Origin of the sequence: Halalkalibacter krulwichiae, assembly GCF_002109385.1 — a bacterium.
GTDB lineage: Bacteria > Bacillota > Bacilli > Bacillales > Bacillaceae_D > Halalkalibacter > Halalkalibacter krulwichiae.
This window is the reverse complement of sequence record NZ_CP020814.1, coordinates 2,877,800-2,897,604: the sequence shown is the minus strand read 5'-3', so window position 1 is coordinate 2,897,604 and position 19,805 is coordinate 2,877,800. Positions and strand designations below refer to the sequence as shown.

The 19,805-nt window shown below is 36.7% G+C and carries 16 protein-coding genes and 3 pseudogenes; 16 read left to right on the top strand and 3 right to left on the bottom strand.

Annotated elements, in window-relative coordinates; genetic code table 11:
* Positions 1 to 6: 6 nt before the first annotated feature.
* From BkAM31D_RS14610 to BkAM31D_RS14580, 7 genes and pseudogenes are all read left to right on the top strand, one after another.
* Positions 7 to 990 carry a LacI family DNA-binding transcriptional regulator gene (locus BkAM31D_RS14610; RefSeq protein WP_066150895.1) on the top strand — a complete coding sequence of 328 codons (984 nt, stop codon included), beginning with the start codon at positions 7 to 9 and terminating at the stop codon, positions 988 to 990.
* A gap of 149 nt (positions 991 to 1,139) precedes the next feature.
* Positions 1,140 to 1,865, top strand: coding sequence for a ThuA domain-containing protein (locus BkAM31D_RS14605; RefSeq protein WP_066150891.1), 726 nt, complete (start codon positions 1,140 to 1,142; stop codon positions 1,863 to 1,865).
* Positions 1,866 to 1,904: 39 nt separating this feature from the next.
* Positions 1,905 to 2,930, top strand: a complete 1,026-nt coding sequence (locus BkAM31D_RS14600) for a Gfo/Idh/MocA family protein (RefSeq protein ID WP_066150888.1) — start codon at positions 1,905 to 1,907, stop codon at positions 2,928 to 2,930.
* 15 nt (positions 2,931 to 2,945) lie between these two features.
* A complete protein-coding gene (locus BkAM31D_RS14595) occupies positions 2,946 to 3,986 on the top strand; it encodes a Gfo/Idh/MocA family protein (protein ID WP_066150886.1) in 1,041 nt (346 codons plus the stop codon).
* A 12-nt stretch (positions 3,987 to 3,998) separates the two neighbouring features.
* Positions 3,999 to 4,967, top strand: a complete 969-nt coding sequence (locus BkAM31D_RS14590) for a sugar phosphate isomerase/epimerase family protein (protein ID WP_066150883.1) — start codon at positions 3,999 to 4,001, stop codon at positions 4,965 to 4,967.
* Positions 4,968 to 5,555: 588 nt separating this feature from the next.
* Positions 5,556 to 6,310: pseudogene (locus BkAM31D_RS14585) on the top strand (IclR family transcriptional regulator).
* Between the two features lie 227 nt (positions 6,311 to 6,537).
* Positions 6,538 to 8,712, top strand: a complete 2,175-nt coding sequence (locus BkAM31D_RS14580) for a malate synthase G (protein ID WP_066150877.1) — start codon at positions 6,538 to 6,540, stop codon at positions 8,710 to 8,712.
* 54 nt (positions 8,713 to 8,766) lie between these two features.
* Here the strand turns inward: BkAM31D_RS14580 and BkAM31D_RS14575 are convergent, their stop codons facing one another.
* Together BkAM31D_RS14575 and BkAM31D_RS14570 are read right to left on the bottom strand one after the other, a co-directional pair.
* A complete protein-coding gene (locus BkAM31D_RS14575; protein ID WP_066150874.1) occupies positions 8,767 to 9,864 on the bottom strand; it encodes an ABC transporter ATP-binding protein in 1,098 nt (365 codons plus the stop codon).
* A 111-nt stretch (positions 9,865 to 9,975) separates the two neighbouring features.
* The gene (locus tag BkAM31D_RS14570; protein ID WP_066150871.1) at positions 9,976 to 10,884 is read right to left on the bottom strand and encodes a PucR family transcriptional regulator; all 909 of its coding nucleotides are present in this window, start codon (positions 10,882 to 10,884) and stop codon (positions 9,976 to 9,978) included.
* Between the two features lie 165 nt (positions 10,885 to 11,049).
* Here BkAM31D_RS14570 and BkAM31D_RS14565 point away from each other — a divergent pair, with 165 nt between their 5' ends.
* The 7 genes and pseudogenes from BkAM31D_RS14565 to BkAM31D_RS14535 all read left to right on the top strand — a co-directional run bounded on the left by BkAM31D_RS14565 (position 11,050) and on the right by BkAM31D_RS14535 (position 16,334).
* Positions 11,050 to 11,253, top strand: a complete 204-nt coding sequence (locus BkAM31D_RS14565; RefSeq protein WP_066150868.1) for a hypothetical protein — start codon at positions 11,050 to 11,052, stop codon at positions 11,251 to 11,253.
* 15 nt (positions 11,254 to 11,268) lie between these two features.
* Positions 11,269 to 11,556, top strand: a complete 288-nt coding sequence (locus tag BkAM31D_RS14560; protein ID WP_066150865.1) for a spore coat protein — start codon at positions 11,269 to 11,271, stop codon at positions 11,554 to 11,556.
* A 171-nt stretch (positions 11,557 to 11,727) separates the two neighbouring features.
* Positions 11,728 to 11,985, top strand: a complete 258-nt coding sequence (locus BkAM31D_RS14555; RefSeq protein ID WP_066150862.1) for an HPr family phosphocarrier protein — start codon at positions 11,728 to 11,730, stop codon at positions 11,983 to 11,985.
* A 221-nt stretch (positions 11,986 to 12,206) separates the two neighbouring features.
* Positions 12,207 to 13,205 carry a DctP family TRAP transporter solute-binding subunit gene (locus BkAM31D_RS14550; RefSeq protein ID WP_066150859.1) on the top strand — a complete coding sequence of 333 codons (999 nt, stop codon included), beginning with the start codon at positions 12,207 to 12,209 and terminating at the stop codon, positions 13,203 to 13,205.
* A gap of 143 nt (positions 13,206 to 13,348) precedes the next feature.
* Positions 13,349 to 13,906: a TRAP transporter small permease gene (locus tag BkAM31D_RS14545; protein ID WP_066150856.1), complete on the top strand. Its 558-nt coding sequence runs from the start codon at positions 13,349 to 13,351 to the stop codon at positions 13,904 to 13,906.
* 12 nt (positions 13,907 to 13,918) lie between these two features.
* Positions 13,919 to 15,198 (top strand): annotated as a pseudogene (locus BkAM31D_RS14540) (TRAP transporter large permease).
* A gap of 102 nt (positions 15,199 to 15,300) precedes the next feature.
* A pseudogene (locus BkAM31D_RS14535) lies at positions 15,301 to 16,334 on the top strand (LacI family DNA-binding transcriptional regulator).
* 69 nt (positions 16,335 to 16,403) lie between these two features.
* On the opposite strand, the gene BkAM31D_RS14530 reads toward BkAM31D_RS14535, so the two are convergent.
* Positions 16,404 to 16,952: a shikimate kinase gene (locus BkAM31D_RS14530; RefSeq protein WP_066150850.1), complete on the bottom strand. Its 549-nt coding sequence runs from the start codon at positions 16,950 to 16,952 to the stop codon at positions 16,404 to 16,406.
* 361 nt (positions 16,953 to 17,313) lie between these two features.
* On the opposite strand from BkAM31D_RS14530, the gene BkAM31D_RS14525 reads away from it, so the two are divergent.
* Both BkAM31D_RS14525 and BkAM31D_RS14520 read left to right on the top strand, forming a co-directional pair.
* A complete protein-coding gene (locus BkAM31D_RS14525; protein ID WP_066150847.1) occupies positions 17,314 to 18,747 on the top strand; it encodes an aldehyde dehydrogenase family protein in 1,434 nt (477 codons plus the stop codon).
* Positions 18,748 to 18,808: 61 nt separating this feature from the next.
* Entirely contained in the window at positions 18,809 to 19,804 is a 996-nt protein-coding gene (locus tag BkAM31D_RS14520; protein WP_066150844.1) for a zinc-dependent alcohol dehydrogenase, read from the top strand.
* Position 19,805: the final 1 nt, after the last annotated feature.

Below are 19,805 nucleotides of genomic sequence, written 5' to 3'. Positions count from 1 at the left end.
AGACTAATGGCAACGATTGAGGATGTAGCGAAGCGTGCCGGGTTATCAAGGTCTACAGTATCGAGAGTACTGAATAACCACCCGTACGTTACGGAAGAGAAAAAGCAGATTGTATATGAGGCAATGAAAGAACTTGGTTACTTTCCAAACTCCTCAGCTCAAAGGCTAAGAAGGCAAAAAACGGATACAATTGCTGTTCTTGTTCCAAGGTTAACAAACCCTTTCTTTCCATTCTTAGTTGAAGGTATGGAGAAAGTGGCTGTTGAAAATGGCTTGCAGATTTTAATATGTCAAACGAAACAAGACAAAGAAAAAGAGTTAGCATTTTTAAACTTATTAACAACGAAACAAGTGGATGGTTTAATTTTCACAGCAATTGAAAATGATTGGCAGACCATTGCGCCTTATACTAAGTCTGGACCAATTGTGCTATGTAATGAGTATAAATTAGATGCGAATGTACCTATCATTCGGTTAAATCAAGAAAAAGGAAGTTATCTAGGAGCTTGTCATCTTATCAAAAAAGGACATAAAAAAATCGCATACTGTGGTGGGGCAAAAAGCGAACTTGGAATTGATCGTGAGAAGGGGTTTAGATCTGCTTTAGAACAGTTCAATCTACTTTTAAAAGAAAGCTGGATTTTTCGCGATGCTTATAGCATAGAATGTGGGAAAGATATCGTGAAGCAAATAGTAGAAATGACTGACCGTCCAAGTGCTATTTTTACCGGAAGTGATGAAGTAGCTGCTGGTATTGTAAAAGAAGCGAAAAGTAAAGGAATAAAAATTCCGGATGAGTTAGCGGTTATAGGGTTTGATGATCAACCAATCGCCGAGCTAATGGAACCACCATTAACAACAATACGGCAACCAACTAGGTTGATGGGGGAGAAAACAATGGATGTCATGATGTCTTTATTAATGAATCAATACTATCAACAACAAGTGTTTGAATTGCCGATTGAAGTAATTAGTAGAGAAACCGTATAATTTATTTGGCTGATTGTGGGATCGATTTCAGTAAAAGGTGAGAACGATCCCAGATAAGGTGAATAATGATTATGAGAACGATCTCATATTTTGAATCGCTACTTGTGAGAACGATCTCAGAATTCGAATGTTATTGAGGAGGAACGATTATGATAAACGTAACAGTTTGGAATGAAAATCGACATGAACAAAAGAATGAGGTTGTACGTGACATTTATCCAGAGGGGATTCATGGAGCAATTGCACAATTTTTAAAAGAAGACCAAGTGGAGGTAAAGACAGCAACTCTAGATCAAGCTGAACATGGTTTAACGGAAGATGTTTTAGCTTCAACTGATGTTTTGATTTGGTGGGGACACCTTGCTCATGATGAAGTTTCAGATACGGTTGTTGAAAAAGTTAAAAAGAGAGTGCTGGAAGGAATGGGGTTAATTGTCCTTCATTCTGGGCATTTTTCGAAGATTTTTAAAACGTTAATGGGAACATCTTGTGATTTAAAATGGCGTGAAGCAGATGAAAAAGAACGTTTATGGGTTGTTGATCCAAGTCATCCGATTGTCGATGGAATTGGAGAGTATATTGAGTTAGAAAAAGAAGAAATGTATGGAGAACACTTTGATATTCCGGCACCCGATCAACTTGTAATGATGAGTTGGTTTGAAGGTGGAGAGGTTTTTAGAAGTGGTTGTACGTACCAACGCGGAAACGGAAAAATCTTCTACTTCCGTCCTGGTCATGAAACATACCCAACTTATCATAATGAGCAAATTCAACGAGTAATAAAAAACGCGGTTAAATGGGCAAAGCCAGTTGATCGTTATTACCCTGTTTACGGAAATGCAAAACCATTAGAAGAAATTAAAGTGAAAAATTAAGTGAAGTTCTTTTATTGAGAAAAAGAGGAGGAGTTAAGTGTGAGTAAAATAAAAGTAGGCGTAATTGGTTGTGGTAGTATTGCAAAACATCGTCATCTACCTGAATATGCAAACAACAACAACGTAGAAATTATTGCAGTTTGTGACATTGTCAAAGAGCGTGTGAGTGAGATTGCAAAGGAATATCAGGCAATTGCTTATACTGATTATGAAGAGTTACTTGCCAATCCTGAGGTTGACGCTGTTAGTGTTTGTACACCTAATTACTTACACGCACCAATTTCAATAGCGGCTTTGCAAGCTGGCAAGCATGTTTTATGTGAAAAGCCGATGGCAACCTCAATTAAAGATGCGGAGCAAATGATTGAGGCAGCAAAGGAAAGTAATAAAAAGTTAATGATTGCTCATAATCAACGCTTTGTTCCTTCTCATCAAAAAGCACGTCAGTTAATAGAAAAAGGTGAAGTTGGTAAAATCTATAGTTTCCGAACTGCATTTGGTCATGGAGGACCTGAAGGTTGGAGTGCTGATGGTGTAAATAGTTGGTTCTTTAAAAAAGAGCAAGCATATATTGGAGCATTGGGTGATTTAGGAGTTCATAAAACTGATTTATTAAGATTTATTTTAGGGGAAGAATTTACAGATGTAGGTGCTTTTGTTGAAACGAGCTCAAAAGAAAATGCAGATGTAGATGACACAGCTGTATGTGTATTAAAAACAGAAAGTGGAATTATTGGAACGTTAGCTGCTAGCTGGTCTTATGTATCTAAAGAGGATAACTCTACAATTATTTACGGAGAAAATGCCATTCTTCGTTTAGAAGATGATCCAGTTAATTCTCTTGTCGTTCAGTACAAAAATGGTGAAGTTGTTAAATATGAACTTGGTGGTATTCAAACAAATGATGCGGGTGGTCAAACGAATACGCAAGTTATTGACCAATTTGTATCAGCGCTTATCGAAAATACAGAGCCTGTTGTAAATGGGGAAGAAGGATATAAATCATTGAAGGTTGTTCTTGCGGCTTTACAATCAAGTGAAACTAGACAAATAACAAGCTTATAAAAGAGGGAGAACATAATGGGAACGATTAAAATGGGGATTATCGGTGCTGGTGGAATTGCTCAAGACAGGCACATCCCTGCATATGTTAATATGAATGATCTCGTTATGCTTGAAGCTGTCTGTGATGTTAATAGAGGGACTGCAGAAGCAGTAGCTAAGCGATTTAACTTTAACCAAGTGTTTACAAATTACGAAGAAATGTTTCAGCATGTGGATGCGGTTACGATTTGTACGCCTAATAAGTTTCATGCTGAAATTACTATTGCAGCACTACATGCGGGGGTTCATGTTTTTTGTGAAAAACCAATGGCAATGAATGCTAATGAGTGTAAGGATATGCTTACAGCAGCGGAACAATCTGGCAAAGTTCTAGCGATTGGTTATCACTATCGATTTATGAAAGAGGCTCAAGCAGCTAAGAAAGTAATACTAGAAAATGAGATTGGTGAACCAATTGTTGCTAGAGTAAAGGCATTAAGGCGAAGGAAAGTACCGGGGTGGGGTGTATTTACAAATAAGGAACTCCAAGGCGGAGGAAGTTTGATTGATTGGGGTTGTCACTTTTTAGATTTGGCGCTTTGGCTTCTTGGAAATCCTAAACCCGTTGCAGTAATGGGAAAAGCTTATAATCAACTAAGTAAAATGCCTGATCAAGTGAATCAATGGGGTGAATTTAACTATGAAACATTTGAAGTTGATGACCATGTAACTGCCTACATCACATTTGAAAATGGAGCTTCCATGTTGTTTGAAACATCATGGGCAGCCAATATAAAAGAGGACGTTGAAGGGGTTAGTATTTCAGGTCATACAGGTGGAATTGACTTATTTCCTTTTGAACTCAATCAAGCGAAACATGGGATGTTAATAAATAGTCAAGCAAACTGGATTCCAGGAACCGACGACCCTGGCCTCGAGCAAGTCACAAATTTTATCCGGACTTGTTTAGGTCAAGATGAACTAGTTGTTAAACCAGAAGAGGCATTACAAGTATCGAAAGTGATTGATGCAATTTATCAAAGTAGCGAAACTAGTAAAAGCATTACGTTAACATAAGGGAGGCACACAATGAAATTAGGTGTATTTACCGTATTATTTTCACACAAAAACCTTGATGACATGCTTGACTACGTAAAAGATGCCGGTGTTAAAGCGGTTGAAATTGGAACAGGCGGATACCCGGGTAACGCACATTGTGATATTGACGCTTTGTTAGAGAGTGAAGAAAACCGTAACATATATTTAGAAAAAATCTCATCAAGAGGCTTAACAATTTCTGCTTTTAGCTGTCATGGAAATCCAATTTCACCCGATAAGACGTTTGCCAAACAGTCTCATGATGCATTAGTAAAAACGATTAAATTAGCAAGCTTAATGAATGTACCAGTTGTAAATTGTTTTTCAGGTACAGCAGGAGATCATGAAGATGCAAAATATCCAAACTGGCCTGTCACACCTTGGCCAAATGAATACGGCGATGTTATAAAGTGGCAGTGGGAAGAAAAACTTATTCCATATTGGAAAGAATGGGGCCAGTTTGCGAAAGATCACAATGTCAAAATTGGCTTAGAGCTTCATGGAGGCTTTTTAGTTCATACACCTTATACTTTGTTAAAACTACGAGAAGAAACTTGTGACGCAATCGGTGCAAATTTAGATCCAAGTCATCTATGGTGGCAGGGAATCGATCCAGTTGCAGCGATAAAAATACTCGGTAAAGCAAATGCAATTCATCATTTTCATGCGAAAGATACGTATATTGATCAAGAAAATGTGAATATGTATGGACTTACTGATATGCAACCATATGGTGAAGTTCAGACAAGAGCGTGGACTTTCCGCTCAGTTGGTTGTGGTCATAGTGTTCAAGAATGGTCAGATATGATAAGTGCATTACGCACGTATGGCTATGATTATGTAGTAAGTATTGAACATGAAGATCCGATCATGTCGATAGAGGAAGGTTTTAAAAGAGCAGTTACCAACCTTAACTCAATTTTAATTGAAGAAAAACCATCTGATATGTGGTGGGTTTAACCATAACAATAAAAATTTTTTTAAGAGGCTGAGACATAACAGTTTTATTGAAAATACGAACGATGACAACCTTAGCAGAGGAAAAATACAAAAACTCCTACGGGATTAAAAGGGAAGCCACTGAAAAAGGTGAAAACCGACCTATTTCAGTGGCTCTTATTTAAGGAGCAATGGATTCACACATTGCTTCGAGGGCACTAAAAAGGTAAAAATCGACCTTGTTCAGTGCCCTCATTAAAAGGCAAGAATGAGACCCCACAGTGCGTTAGCAAGGAGGCTCACTAGCCGTCCGTGGAAAATGAAGTGAATTTCCGAAGAGGATCCTATGCTTCGACCTCCTTCTGTTCGAATTGTTCATTCAATAAAGACGCTTTTGTCTCGGTCTCTTTTTTCTGTCTTTAGATCGTATAATCTGAGATGAAGCTAGAAGATGTAATTATATTGAAATGAGATAAAGCACAGTATTAGCTTTGAAATTTGCTAAATGGTTATGATGTGATAAGATTAATCTTTGTAAGGAATTGTTAATATCTATTCAGATGTGCGTTATCCGATAACGGTTAGAATTATTACATACGGGGGATTCATATGGTTCAATCAGTAGACAGAGCTTTAAAAATAATCGACCTTATTAGTCAGCATAAAGAAGGTAGAGGTGTTACTGAACTAGCAACTCATCTTGACTTAAATAAAAGCTCTATTTATAAATTGTTGAGTACACTTGTTGAACATGGATACATTGAACAAAATCAAAAGACAAAAAAGTACTGTCTCGGGTATAAATACTTAGAATTAAGTTCAATTTTACTAGAATCAATTGATTTACGAGCAGAAGCCAAACCTTATCTTCAAGAACTAGAAGCAGAAACGAATGAAGTCATTCACTTAGTCGTTTATGATCAAGGGGAAGTAATATATATTGAAAAACTTGAGGGTAATGAAACATTAAGAACACACTCAAAGGTCGGTAGGAGAGCACCAATGCATTGTACGAGTGTTGGGAAAGTCATTTTGTCTTACTTGCCGGAACAAGAAGTGCTGTCAATTATTGAAAAGAATGGATTACCGCGACATACAGACAATACCATTACAGATAAAGACAAGTTCTTAAAAGAACTCCATAAAATTAGGAATCAAGGTTACGGTATAGAAATAGAAGAAAATGAAGTGGGAATTACTTGTATGGCGACCCGATATTTGATAATAGAGGAAAAATAACGGCTGCGGTTAGTATTTCAGGCCCAACTACACGATTAACAATTGATAGAATTAACCAACTAAGCCCCATTATTAAAGAAATAGGACGCAAGATCTCGCGTAGGCTTGGCTACGTGACAAGCTAGCTTTGTACTAGCTTGTTTTTTTTGGGGGACTGGGCATGCCTATTTCAGAAAAAAATTATTAGAGAACGATCGAAGTCATACTTGGATAACATAGATACAAAGAAAAAGAGGAAAAAAGAGAAAAGAAAGGATTGAAATGAAAGGGTCTTCATGATAATCTTGACGTATATAAAAGAAACAGTGTTTCTTATTAAGAAACAATAATGCTTTAGAGGAGGAAGAAAAAGATGTCCGATTATGTAAAAGTTGGTAAACTGCAAGTGGAATCCATTTTATATCAATTCATTAATGAGGAAGCACTCCCAAATAGCGGGGTTGAGAGTAATGAATTTTGGGCTGGCTTAGAAAAGGTGATTCATGACCTTGCACCTCAAAATAAAGCATTGTTAACAAAACGAGATGAAATTCAACAACAGATTGATACTTGGCATAGAGAAAATGAAACATTTGATTTTACAACATATAAAACATTTCTAAAGAGCATTGGGTATTTAGAGCCTGAAGTAGAAGATTTCCAAGTGACGACAGATGGTGTTGACGACGAGATTACGTTACAAGCTGGGCCTCAGCTAGTTGTACCTGTAAATAATGCTCGCTATGCAATTAATGCTGCGAATGCAAGATGGGGAAGTTTATATGATGCGCTTTATGGAACAGACGCGATTAGTGAGGAAGAGGGTGCGACAAGACAAGGAGCTTACAACCCGATTCGCGGAGAAAAGGTAATTGCATTTGCAAAGGACTTTTTAAATTTAGCGATTCCTTTATCTAGTGGGTCCCATACTGAAGCAGTTACATATCAAATCGAAAATGGAGCCCTTTCAATCGAATTAAGCAATGGGGAGAAGACTACGTTAAACTCACCTGACAAGTTGATTGGTTTCCAAGGGAAGCCGGAAAGACCATCTACCATTCTATTAAGAAATAATGGATTGCATTTTGAGATTCAAATTGATCGTAATCATCCTATAGGTAGCTCAGACCAAGCTGGAATAAAAGATATTGTAATGGAATCCGCTTTAACGACTATTATGGATTGTGAGGATTCTGTAGCAGCAGTAGATGCGGAAGACAAGGTTCTAGTTTACCGCAACTGGCTAGGTTTAATGAACGGCAGTTTGTCTTCAACATTCCATAAAGGGAATGAAACAGTTACAAGAACGCTAAATGCTGACAGAGTTTACACAGCTGTAACTGGCGAAGAGATCACTTTATCAGGACGTTCATTGATGTTTGTAAGGAACGTTGGACATTTAATGACAAGCAACGCTGTTTTAGATGAAGCAGGACAAGAAGTTCCTGAAGGAATACTTGATACGGTGATTACTAGTTTGATTGCAAAGCATGATCTTCTGAAAAATGAGAACAATAATTCAGCAAAAGGATCTATTTACATCGTTAAACCGAAAATGCATGGTCCGGAAGAAGTGGCGTTTGCCAACGATTTATTTGATCGTGTTGAAGACATGTTAGGATTACAAAGACATACAATTAAGATTGGTGTCATGGATGAAGAACGAAGAACTTCAGTTAACTTAAAAGCATGCATCCGTGAAGTGAAGGATAGAGTAGTCTTTATTAATACTGGTTTCTTAGACCGAACAGGGGATGAAATTCATACATCAATGGAGGCTGGACCCGTTATTAGAAAGAATCATATGAAAGCTTCAAAGTGGCTAGCAGGATATGAGAAGGCAAATGTTCATGTAGGCTTGGCAAGTGGACTAAACGGACGTGCTCAAATTGGTAAAGGGATGTGGGCAATGCCAGATTTGATGGCTGCTATGTTAGAGCAAAAGGGAGGACAATTAAAGGCAGGTGCAAACACAGCTTGGGTTCCTTCTCCAACAGCGGCTACGTTACATGCATTACATTACCATGAGATAAATGTAAGAGAAGTTCAAGAGGAGTTAGGAGCACACACTGCAGACTTACTTGATGATATTTTAACATTCCCAATTTCTTCTGATGCCAATTGGAGCCCTGAAGAGATTCAACAAGAATTGGATAATAACGCTCAAGGAATCCTCGGATATGTTGTTCGTTGGGTAGAGCAAGGAGTAGGTTGTTCTAAAGTACCAGATATTAATAATGTTGGATTAATGGAAGATCGTGCAACTTTACGTATCTCTAGCCAACATATTGCTAATTGGCTCCGTCATGAAATTTGTACAGAAGAACAAGTGCTTGAAACATTAAAACGCATGGCAACGATTGTTGACAAACAAAATGTTAACGACCCTGAGTATAGACCGATGTCGCCTAATTATGAACAATCAGTTGCATTTCAAGCAGCTTGTGACCTTGTTTTTAAAGGTTGTGAACAACCAAATGGGTATACGGAACCGATATTACACCGTCGTCGGCAAGAAGCAAAAGCTAAGATTACACAACAAGCTTAATCGTTTTCTGCACAAAGCTGACACAGATCTACGTGATCTGTGTCAGCTTTATTTTTAACGAATTCTCTTTTCTGTTTCAGGATCAAAGAAATGCACTTTATTCATATCGAAAGCTAGCTGAATTTTTTGGCCGTTTTGGAAATCAGATCGAGCATCGACACGTGCGATAAAGTCTTGTCCTTCTAGTTTAGAGTATAAATAAGACTCAGCACCTAATAATTCAGCGACATCAATAGTTGCTTCAATTTTTGAATCAGGCGAAGCCTCTAAGAAGAGAAGTTCATCATGAATATCTTCTGGACGAACACCAAGTACAACTTTTTTGCCACTATAGCCGTTTTCTTTCAATGCTTTTAATTTGCCTTCAGGAACTTTGATTTTCACATCGCCAATATTGAATACATTATCAGTTAGCGTGCCGTGTAAAAAGTTCATAGCTGGAGAACCGATAAAGCCACCAACAAAAATATTGTCAGGATTATCATACACTTCTTTTGGTGTTCCTACTTGTTGGATAAAGCCATCTTTCATAATAACGATTCTCGAAGCCATAGTCATCGCTTCAGTTTGGTCATGCGTTACATAAATAGTAGTTGTTTGAAGACGTTGGTGAAGTTTACTGATCTCTGAACGCATCTGTACACGAAGTTTTGCATCAAGATTTGATAATGGCTCATCCATTAAAAATACTTGTGGATCGCGGACGATTGCTCTTCCTAATGCAACACGTTGGCGTTGTCCACCTGACATCGCTTTTGGCTTTCGATCTAACATTTCTGTTAAGCCTAAGATCTTTGCGGCATCTTTAACACGTCTATCAATTTCTTCTTTTTTAAACTTTCGAAGTTTTAGACCGAAAGCCATATTATCATATACATTCATGTGAGGATATAATGCGTAGTTTTGGAATACCATCGCGATATCACGATCTTTAGGAGCTACATCATTCACACGGCGTTCACCGATATAAAGGTCTCCTTTTGAAATTTCTTCAAGGCCGGCAATCATACGGAGTGTCGTTGATTTTCCACAACCAGATGGACCAACAAAAACGATAAACTCTTTATCGTCAATGTGTAAATTAAAATCTGTAACAGCAGTAACATCACCATCATAAATTTTGTAAACGTTTTCTAATCTGATTTCTCCCATGTGAACTCGCTCCTTTTAATTAATACTATGAGGTTAGTGTATCTTTAGAAAGCGTTTTCGTATATTGTAAAAGTGCATAAAAAATAATGCATTGTATTTGTGCACAATGCATTATGCCTTTGAATTGTTAATAAGTAGGGCTAAATAAATTGAAACGGCATTGTTAAAATGCCTTATATCAATACCGGTTCTCTCAATGAATTTTTCCACGCGGTATTGGAGCGTGTTACGGTGAAGATAAAGTTTTTTTGCTGCATGCGAGACATTCATATTGCAGTCTAAATAGATTCTTATACTTTTTATTAGCTCTTTGTCATCTACTACATTTCCCAATAATTGTGTGGAGATGTCCTCTAATGTCTTTTGATTTGCTTGGAAAAGTAAGAGGTAAGGAACTACTTCTTCCCCATAATAGACGGTTTTACTTGAAGTCTGTTTCATGATTTCAAAGCAATTCTTCTCCCATAAGTATCGATTATGGGCTTCGCTATAACAAGAATTTTTTAAGCCGATATATAGAGCTAAATCAAGATAAAAGTCACTTGTTATCGTATTAGAAATGGACTCAAATAAGTTTTCAATTTGATCGGTACTATCTGGATCCGTATCAATAATCACACCACTTGAGTCTGATTCCAAAAGAATGATCGCTGTTTCCGGAAGTAAGCTCGTAATGGCTTCGACTAGATGAGACGTATCGCTTGTTTCTCCCCTTAAGTAGAAGTGGATAAAGCGAAACGTCTTTGTAAGGCCATGGGGTTTTGTGACGTTTTTAGCAGCGCCAAAGAGGATTTGGGACCAAAATTTTTCTTCAACGGATTGGGGTGTTTCTAGTTGTTTTCTAGTAACCGGAGTTAGAAAGACATTTAATAAAGATTGTTCTTCTTCTGTAAGTTGTTCGGTTGAAATGCCGATTTTAATGTGGTCATTTGTCATGAACCAACTGAAGTTCTCTGAATAGTGTTCATCGTTGGCAACGACCATTTTTTCTCCAAAATGCTTTTTTAATTGTTCTAACATATGTCAATCCTTTCTTAGGACTTTACCTATTTTACAGATTAATTTTAGGATACCATAATTGCTTGAAATTGAATCTAAAAATTCACTTAGCTAGATGTTGATCGGATAAGACAAGGAAAGATAATCAATACTATCAAGGAAATAGTTCTGTCAGGAGGTGTAATAATGAATCAACTTACAACCAAGGAATTAGCATTTATTGAAGATGAGATTCGAGCTGAAGAAATTACAGCGAAAACATTGAATTGGTGTGCTTCTCAATGCAAGGATGAACAGATAAGAACGATTTTGGAGCAATTAGCAGAACAACATCAATTACAAATTGGAGAGTTGGCACAGTACTTCAACCGTGCGGGAATGATTCAATAATAGGGGGGTTATGTAATGCCAAATAATATTAATGGTAGAGGGCTAACAGATCGAGAAATGTTGCAGCTATGTTTGGAGCTAGAAAAGGGGCGTTGTAGAAGTATAAGCAATACAATGGTAGAAACGACCCACCAACAGCTCCATGATATTTATGAAAGAGCCTTTAATAATGCTTGTAACAATCAACATAAACTGTTTGATGTGATGAATGAGAAGGGCTGGTACAAAACGGAGTTAGCTAGTACAGATCAAATTGCAAACGTACAAGAGTATATGCAAAACAACCTACACCCAGGTGAATAATAAAACGTTTTCAAGGCGATTGAATGTAAAGGCTGCTTAAATAATTTTAGTGAAACTGCAGCCTTACATTTAAATCTCTAATAAACGAACTCCAATAATCTATTTACTTTTGGTGTAAGAATGCATTAAAGTTACGATTAAGTAAAGATTTTAATTATGAGGGGGTTCATTATGGAGAAAGCGTCTAAACAGATCATTGTAAACATTTCAGAAGAGCAAACCATAACAGAATTAAGTCAATTAGTTCAACCGTTTGCATCTGAAATTTTCTTAAAGAAACTAGTTAATGGGAACATAATAGAGGTTAATCTAAAAAGCTTATTAGGTTTAATTACATTGCAACTAAAAAACAATGATCGCATAACTGTGCGAACAGTTGGTGAAGATTGTCATGAAGCGTTAAATAAAGTAGTAGCATTTTTAACTTAGGTGTAACTTGTCTCGCATTAAAAATTATGAAAATTAAATAATTATATTGCTATTTCTTAAAATATTAAGTAAACTGAGCGTACAGTCAAATTTTAGATCGATCTATTTTCTTCACTCTCTTCGTTGGATCGATCTAAAGTTTTAACAAGGAAAAATATATTTTTTTCTTGTACATTGAAAGCGCTATCTAACTAGTGTACAAATTGGTGAGGTGTTTTTCTATGAATAAGTTACTAACTGCTCTGTTATTTATATGTCTGTTAATGTTAACAGCATGCGGTGCACAAGATGCGGATTCTAAAGGTACAAAAACAATGAAACTTGCTGTTGTTACACCTGAAGAACGATCTTTAACTCAAGGATTGTATAAGTTTCAAGAAATTGTTGAAGCGGAAACGGAAGGATCTATTAAAATACAAATCTACCCTAACGGACAACTAGGAGGCGATCGAGAAGTCTTGGAAGGTCTGCAGATAGGGACAATTGAAGGAACGACGATCTCAACGGGGCCTATTGCACAATTTGCACCAAGATTTTCTATGTTTGATCTACCTTTTTTATTTCCAACAGCTGATATTGCTTATGATGTACTGGATGGGACAATAGGGACAGAACTCCTTGAAGATTTACCCGACCAAGGGATAGTTGGGTTAAACTACTGGGAAAATGGTTTTCGACATGTTACCAATAATGTTAAAGAGATAACAAGCATCGATGATTTACGTGGGTTAAAACTAAGAACATTAGAAAATGAACTACATATTGATATGTGGCGTCAACTGGGCACAAACCCAACACCAATGGCATTTACAGAACTTTTTGCTGGATTGCAACAAGGTGTTGTAGATGGGCAAGAAAATCCAGTAGGAAACGTAACGACTTCTAGGTTTTATGAAGTACAAAATTACTTAACAAAAACGAATCATGTTTACAATGCGAGTGTTTTTATGATTAGTAAAGGTTTTTGGAATACTCTATCGGAGGAAGAGCAATTGATTATCTCAGAGGCTGCTGATGAAGCGAGAGATTATCAAAGGAAATTAAATCAAAAAGAAGATAAAGAAGCGTTTGTTTTCTTAGAGAAAAGCGGCATGACGATATCAGAATTTTCTGTTGAAGAATTGCAAAAAGGGTTTAAATTGGTTCAACCAGTATATGAGAAATATTCTACTAGAATTGGAGAAGAGCTGTTAAGTGAATTGCTAGAAGCAGTACAATAAGTAAAATAACTCACAGGATTCTTCCGTGAGGTTTCTTCTGGCCTTGTAAATCTTTCACATACTAAACAGTCAATAAATTCATTCATTTGCGCTAAAAAGGGTCTTAGGTTGGTAGAACTTCTAGTAGAAAGAGAGGAATGAAAATGAAAACATTTAAGTGGCTGGAAAAACATTTTGAGGAGATCTTCTTAGTCATTTTTACAGTGATAATGGTAACAGCGATATTTGTCCAAGTTGTTATGCGATATGTATTAGGTTCATCTTTGGCTTGGTCTGAAGAATTAGCTCGATACTGTTTTATTTGGTTAGTATACTTAGGGATTAGTTATGGTGTGAAAAAACAAAGGCATATCAAAGTTGATATTATCCTTCTGTTTTTAAAAGATAGATGGAAAATAGTTGTTAATATTTTGGCTAACGTAATCTTCTTATCTTTTGCTATCTTTGTAGTCGTATACGGATACGACATTGCAAAAACTGTACTGACGTATGGCCAAAAATCACCAGCTCTTCAAATCCCTATGGGACTCGTTTATTTAGCAACACCTGTTGGTATGGGAGTTACGGCATTACGTTTAATACAACAAATTGTTAGACAAGTTCGCACGCTAATCAATAATGAAGAATTTGATGTGAAAACGGAACAAGAAATGATTCTCGAAAATAGTCAACTTGCCAATGATAAAGAGAAGAAAGAATAGGGGGAGAATGTAATGACTGCAGCTGTTTTATTTGGTAGCTTTGCTCTATTGTTATTATTAAGTGTACCAATCGGGATATCCCTTGGAATTTCAACGCTATTAACCATTTTATATAGTGGAAAGTTGCCGTTAGATTTTATTGCTCAAGGATTGGTTACTTCTATAGATTCTTTTCCTTTAATGGCGGTTCCTTTTTTCATATTAGCGGGCGAAATTATGGCAAAAGGTGGTTTAACTGAACGTCTATTTAAGGTGGCAAATACGATAGTTGGTAATAAAACCGGTGGATTTGCAATTGCAACGATCATTACATGTATGTTCTTTGCTGCAATATCTGGATCTGGACCTGCAACAGTAGCTGCGATTGGAGGAATGATGATTCCTGCAATGGTACGTCAGGGTTATGATAAGAAGTTTGCGACAGCTATTGTTTGTGCAGCTGGTTCTCTAGGAGTCATTATTCCTCCGAGTATTCCAATGGTTATATATGGAGTTGTTGGGAGTGCTTCAATTGGTAATCTATTTATTGCAGGAATCATTCCAGGAATTTTAGTAGCCGTTGGTTTAATGCTTTGGTCTTACATCTATTCTCGTCAAAAAGGATATAAAGGAACAGGAGAAAAATCAAGTCTATCGACATTTTTCAAAGCATCTTGGGAAGCAAAATGGGCATTGCTTGTTCCTGTACTGATATTGGGGGGATATATGGTGGAGTCTTCACACCAACAGAGGCCGCTGTCATTGCAGTAGTATACGGATTAGTTGCTTCTTTGTTCCTATACCGTGAATTAAATGTAAAAGAGTTGCCTAAAGTCATGGTAGACTCTGCATTAACAACTGCGACTGTATTAATCATCATTGGTACTGCTACTACATTTGGTAGACTGTTAACAATTGAACAAATACCTCAACAAGTGACCGATGCACTGCTGTCGATTACCGATAATCGAATCGTTATTATTCTACTTATTACGTTAATGTTATTAATTGTCGGTTGTTTTATGGATACTCTTGCAGCAATTATCATATTAACACCTATTTTATTACCGATTGCTGTAAATATTGGAATTGATCCAATTCATTTTGGAATTATTATGGTCGTGAATCTAGCAATCGGCTTTATTACACCACCACTAGGAGTCAATTTATTCGTTGGTTCTGGAATTTCAGGGCTTTCTATAGAAACATTGTCAAAAGCGATTGTGCCATTTTTTGTAGCAATGATTATTACTCTCCTCTTTATTACATTTATTCCACAAATCTCTCTTTTCTTGGTGGGGATACTAGGGTAAATGAAAAAGAATCGACATGGATTTAAAATTTGAATATAATAAAAAGTAATTCAATGTATAAATGACTCGTATACAAATCTAATTACTGGTGGAGATTTAATGATGAAACGTAAAAAAAACTCCCGTGTTACATTGCAAGATGTGGCAAATCATGCAGGGGTTTCTCGTGCTACAGCTTCATTAATTGTGAGAAATAGTCCAAATATTTCCGAAGAAAAGCGCAATAAAGTTTTAAAATCGATCCGTGAACTAGGGTATGTATATGATCGAGTAGCTGCTAATTTACGGTCTCAACAATCAACAACGGTCGGATTAATTATTACAGACATAGCGAACCCTTTTTATTCAGAGTTATTAATAGGTGTCCATAATGCCCTTGAGGCTAACGGCTATACTGTTTTTCTAGGAACGACTTTTGATTCTGATAAAAAACAAGAAAAGCTATTGTCAACAATGCTAGAACATCGAGTTGGCGGAGTCATACTCTGTCCAGTTTCTGAAAGCTCCAAAGAAACGATTGAACGAATTAGTCATTTAAATGTTCCGATTGTCCTCGCTGTAAGAGAAATAAAAGAGCTTAACTGTGATTATGTTGGAATTGATTATAGAGAAGGTGCCAAAGTCGCAGTTAAGCATTTAATTACTAAAGGCCATAAGAGGATTGCTTTCTTAGGAGGTACTTCTGAGTCTTCCGCGTGGAAAGAACGTAAACGAGGCTATGCTGAGGCATTAGAGGAAGCAGGAATAAAAGTGGAAGAATCCCTCATTGTAGAGAACACGGTTACACGTGAAGGGGCGTTGCTTCAGTTAATAAAGTACTTCGATATAAGGAACGACCTACAGCTGCTTTTTGCTTTAATGATCTTGTCGCAAGAGGAGTTATGCAAGGTTTGAAAGATCATGATTTAACTCCTGGTTTAGACATGGCGTTGGTTGGGTTTGATAATGTTCAAGAAGCAGCAATGTATACTCCGCCTCTTACAACGGTTAATTCTTTTGCAAGACGAATTGGTACTGAATCCGCTTCTTTATTGCATCAACGTATTAGTAATAATGAGGAAGATAAAAAAAGGATCATTTTACAACCAGAGCTTGTAGTGCGTGAAAGTACTAAGCTAGAATTACAAAGAGACTAATGAACATTCATTAGTCTCTTTGTGTTAATTAACAATGAGTGAAAAGTCGTGCAGGCAACGAATACTCTATTACTCATAAAGGTCCCATGCTAACTTCAAAGACTCTGTAATGTAGTCCGCAACTTCTTCGACATCTAAATCGTCTGTCACTAACTTAGAATTATGATTAGAATAAATTTCCTGGCGGCTGTAGAAAAGTTCCTCAATTTCATCGATGGATCGACCCTTTAAAACGGGACGGTTATCAATAATAATGTTTAAGCGTTCTTTCCATCTATCCCATGAAATATCTAAGGCGAACACAATGCAGTTTGATAAGCACATTTCGCGTATTTCCTCTTGTAAAAAGGCTCCGCCGCCAAGAGAAATGACTTTTAGTTTTTGTTGGCAGAAACGCGAAATTGTTTCCTTTTCTTTTTCACGAAATGCCTTCTCGCCAATAGTTTGAAAGATCTCGGGGATGGGCATTCCATATTCTTTTTCAATTTCTTGATCGATGTCAATAAACGATCTGTACAGCTTTTGTGCGACCAGCTTTCCTATTGTGGTTTTCCCAACACCCATAAACCCAATAAAAACAATACTTTTTTCACGTGGTGATTGAATGATATTTGTCATTTTAAAGCTCTCTTTCAATTATTTAATCATATTAATACAAGTATAATATAGAATGTCAATCATGTAAAAAATAATAGTTCGAATTTTAGAAAAACAAACTAATAAAATAGGCAATTGAGTAATTAATGATGAGTAAGAAATAGTTGCATGAAATAACTTTAAAGTTTCATAATTCTTTAACTAACAATGAAAGTAAAAGAAAATTCAATAAAAGTATTGCTTAAACAAAAAAATTGTCGTAAGATCATGTTAACGGTTTCAGATACCAATTAATTAGATCGATCTAATTACGCGTAGGGAACCTGTATTTTTTACCAATTAATTAGATCGATCTAAAACTTTGAAAAGCAGGTGAAATATCATGACTATTTTAGAAGCAAAGCCCTTTATTAATGGCAAATGGATCTCTTCTGATCGAGAAGTGTTAGAAGTTACTAGTCCATACTCTGGTGAAGTAATTGGCAAGCAATATTTAGCGACAAGTGACGATGTAGAGGAAGCTTTAGCAGCAACTTTCGCTGCTAAAAAAGATATCGCTAAAATAACTTCATATAATAGAGCGAAAATATTAAAAAAGGCTGCTGCATTATTAGAACAAGAGAAAGAAAGGTTTGCTAAGTTAATTTCATTAGAACTAGGAAAACCTCTAAAAAATACATTAGATGAAGTAGCACGTTCAATTGAAACGCTTGAATTATCTGGAGAAGAAGCAAAGCGTTTAACGGGTGAAACTTTACCAGGGGATGTATCTGAGAGAGGATCTCAAGCGATTGCGACAACTTTCCGAGTACCAGTAGGGGTTGTTGCAGCTATTACACCTTTTAATGCACCTTTGAATCTCGTATGTCATAAAGTAGGCCCTTCTTTTGCAGCTGGGAACAGCACGATTCTAAAACCAGCGCCACAAACTGCATTGATCGCTACTGAATTACTTAAACTTTTATTAGAAGCTGGTTTACCAGAGAATGCTGTTAACATGGTACTTGGCGGAATAGAAACAGGTCAACAAATTGTTAAAGATGATCGAGTTAACATTATTTCTTTTACCGGCGGCACGGTTGCTAGCAAGAATATTTGTGAGATTGCTGGAATGAAAAAAGTTCTACTTGAACTAGGAGGAAATGCTTCAACAATTGTTCATGAGGATGCAGATCTTAAGAGAGCAGCAGATATTTGTGCTAAAACAGGATTCAGTAATTCAGGGCAAAGCTGTATTTCTGTTCAACGAGTTTATGTTCACAAATCAGTTGTAGAAGAATTTGCAGAGCTGCTAAAAACAGAAATTGAAAAGTTGAAAGTCGGAGATCCACTTTTACCTGATACAGATGTTGGTACTTTAGTTCATGAAGGTGCGGCTGAGAGAATTGAGCAGTGGATTAACGAAGCCGTTCAAGAAGGTGCAACATTAGTTACAGGCGGGAAACGAAATGGCGCATCTGTTCAACCAACATTGCTACTAAACCCAGCAAAAACAAGTAATGTGGTATGTCAGGAAGTGTTCGGACCGATTGTTGGAATTATTCCTTATGAAACAATAGAAGAAGCAATAGAGGAAACAAATAACTCAGAATTTGGTCTTCAAGCAGGAATTTTCACAAACAAAATGGATGTTGCCTATCAAGTAGCTCATGCTCTTGAAGTTGGTGGTGTTGTTATAAATGGCTCGTCTAACTTTAGATTAGATCATTGGCCGTATGGTGGCGTGAAAAACAGTGGGATCGGTAGAGAAGGCCCTAGGTACGCTATTGAAGATATGACAGAAACAAAAATGATCGTATTAAGAATTCCGGAATGATTCATGAAAATACATCTCTTGTTTTTTGAATGAGAGGATGTGAAAGAAGGCTGTGGTGAAAATGTTAGGGTTGTATTTAAATAAACCTAGTGAATTAGAATTAAGGGAATTTTCATCTGTCTCGTCACTAAAAGATGATGAAGTGAAAATAAAATTGATTCACGCCGGTATTTGTGGATCGGATATTGGCGTCTTCAAAGGAAAGATTCCACATGCAACATACCCTGTACGTCCGGGCCATGAATTAATTGGCACGGTAATTGAAGCGGGGAAACTGGCAAATTATGAAGTTGGTAAAAGAGTTGTCGTTGGACCTAACACCTTTTGTGACGAGTGTGAGTATTGCCGTAAAGGCAAGAAGAACATTTGTATAAATAAAGGATCTCTAGGTGTGAATATGGATGGAGGTTTTGCAGAAGAGTTTGTCATTTCTTCAAAATTTGTGATGCCGATTCCTGAAGAATTATCAGATATAAAAGCCGTATTAATAGAACCTTTTTCAGTAATTGTTCATGCATTAGAGAAAGTCAATATTAGTAAAGGTTCATCAGTAGCAATTATCGGCTGTGGAACGGAGGGAATGTTAGCTATCTCGTTAGCTCATTACTTAGGAGCCAATATAACAGCTATTGATATTAATAAAGAAAAACTAGCAAAAGCGCAGAATAGTTTTTCTGGTTTGAAGGCTGTACTACCTGAAGAAATTGAAGCTGATTCTTTTGAAATTGTTATAGAAGCTGCTGGGGTTGGCGCATCTGTCATTCAAGCGGTTGATATTGTAAAGCCTGGTGGAGATGTTGTACTTGTTGGAATGCCACAAGAAGTCAAACTACCAATCGTACGAGTTGTGCGAAAAGAAATTACCATTCATGGGTCAATCATTTATAATTTTCCGAACGACTTTCAAAAGAGTGCTCAATTTTTAGCACAAGAAAGCTTCAATGTAGAACCTGTTATCTCTAAAGTTTTGCCTTTTAAAGAGTATGCACAAGCTTATGAAGATGCTGTATCAGGTAAATACGGCAAAATAATTTTGGATTTCAAGGAGGAAGTGTAAT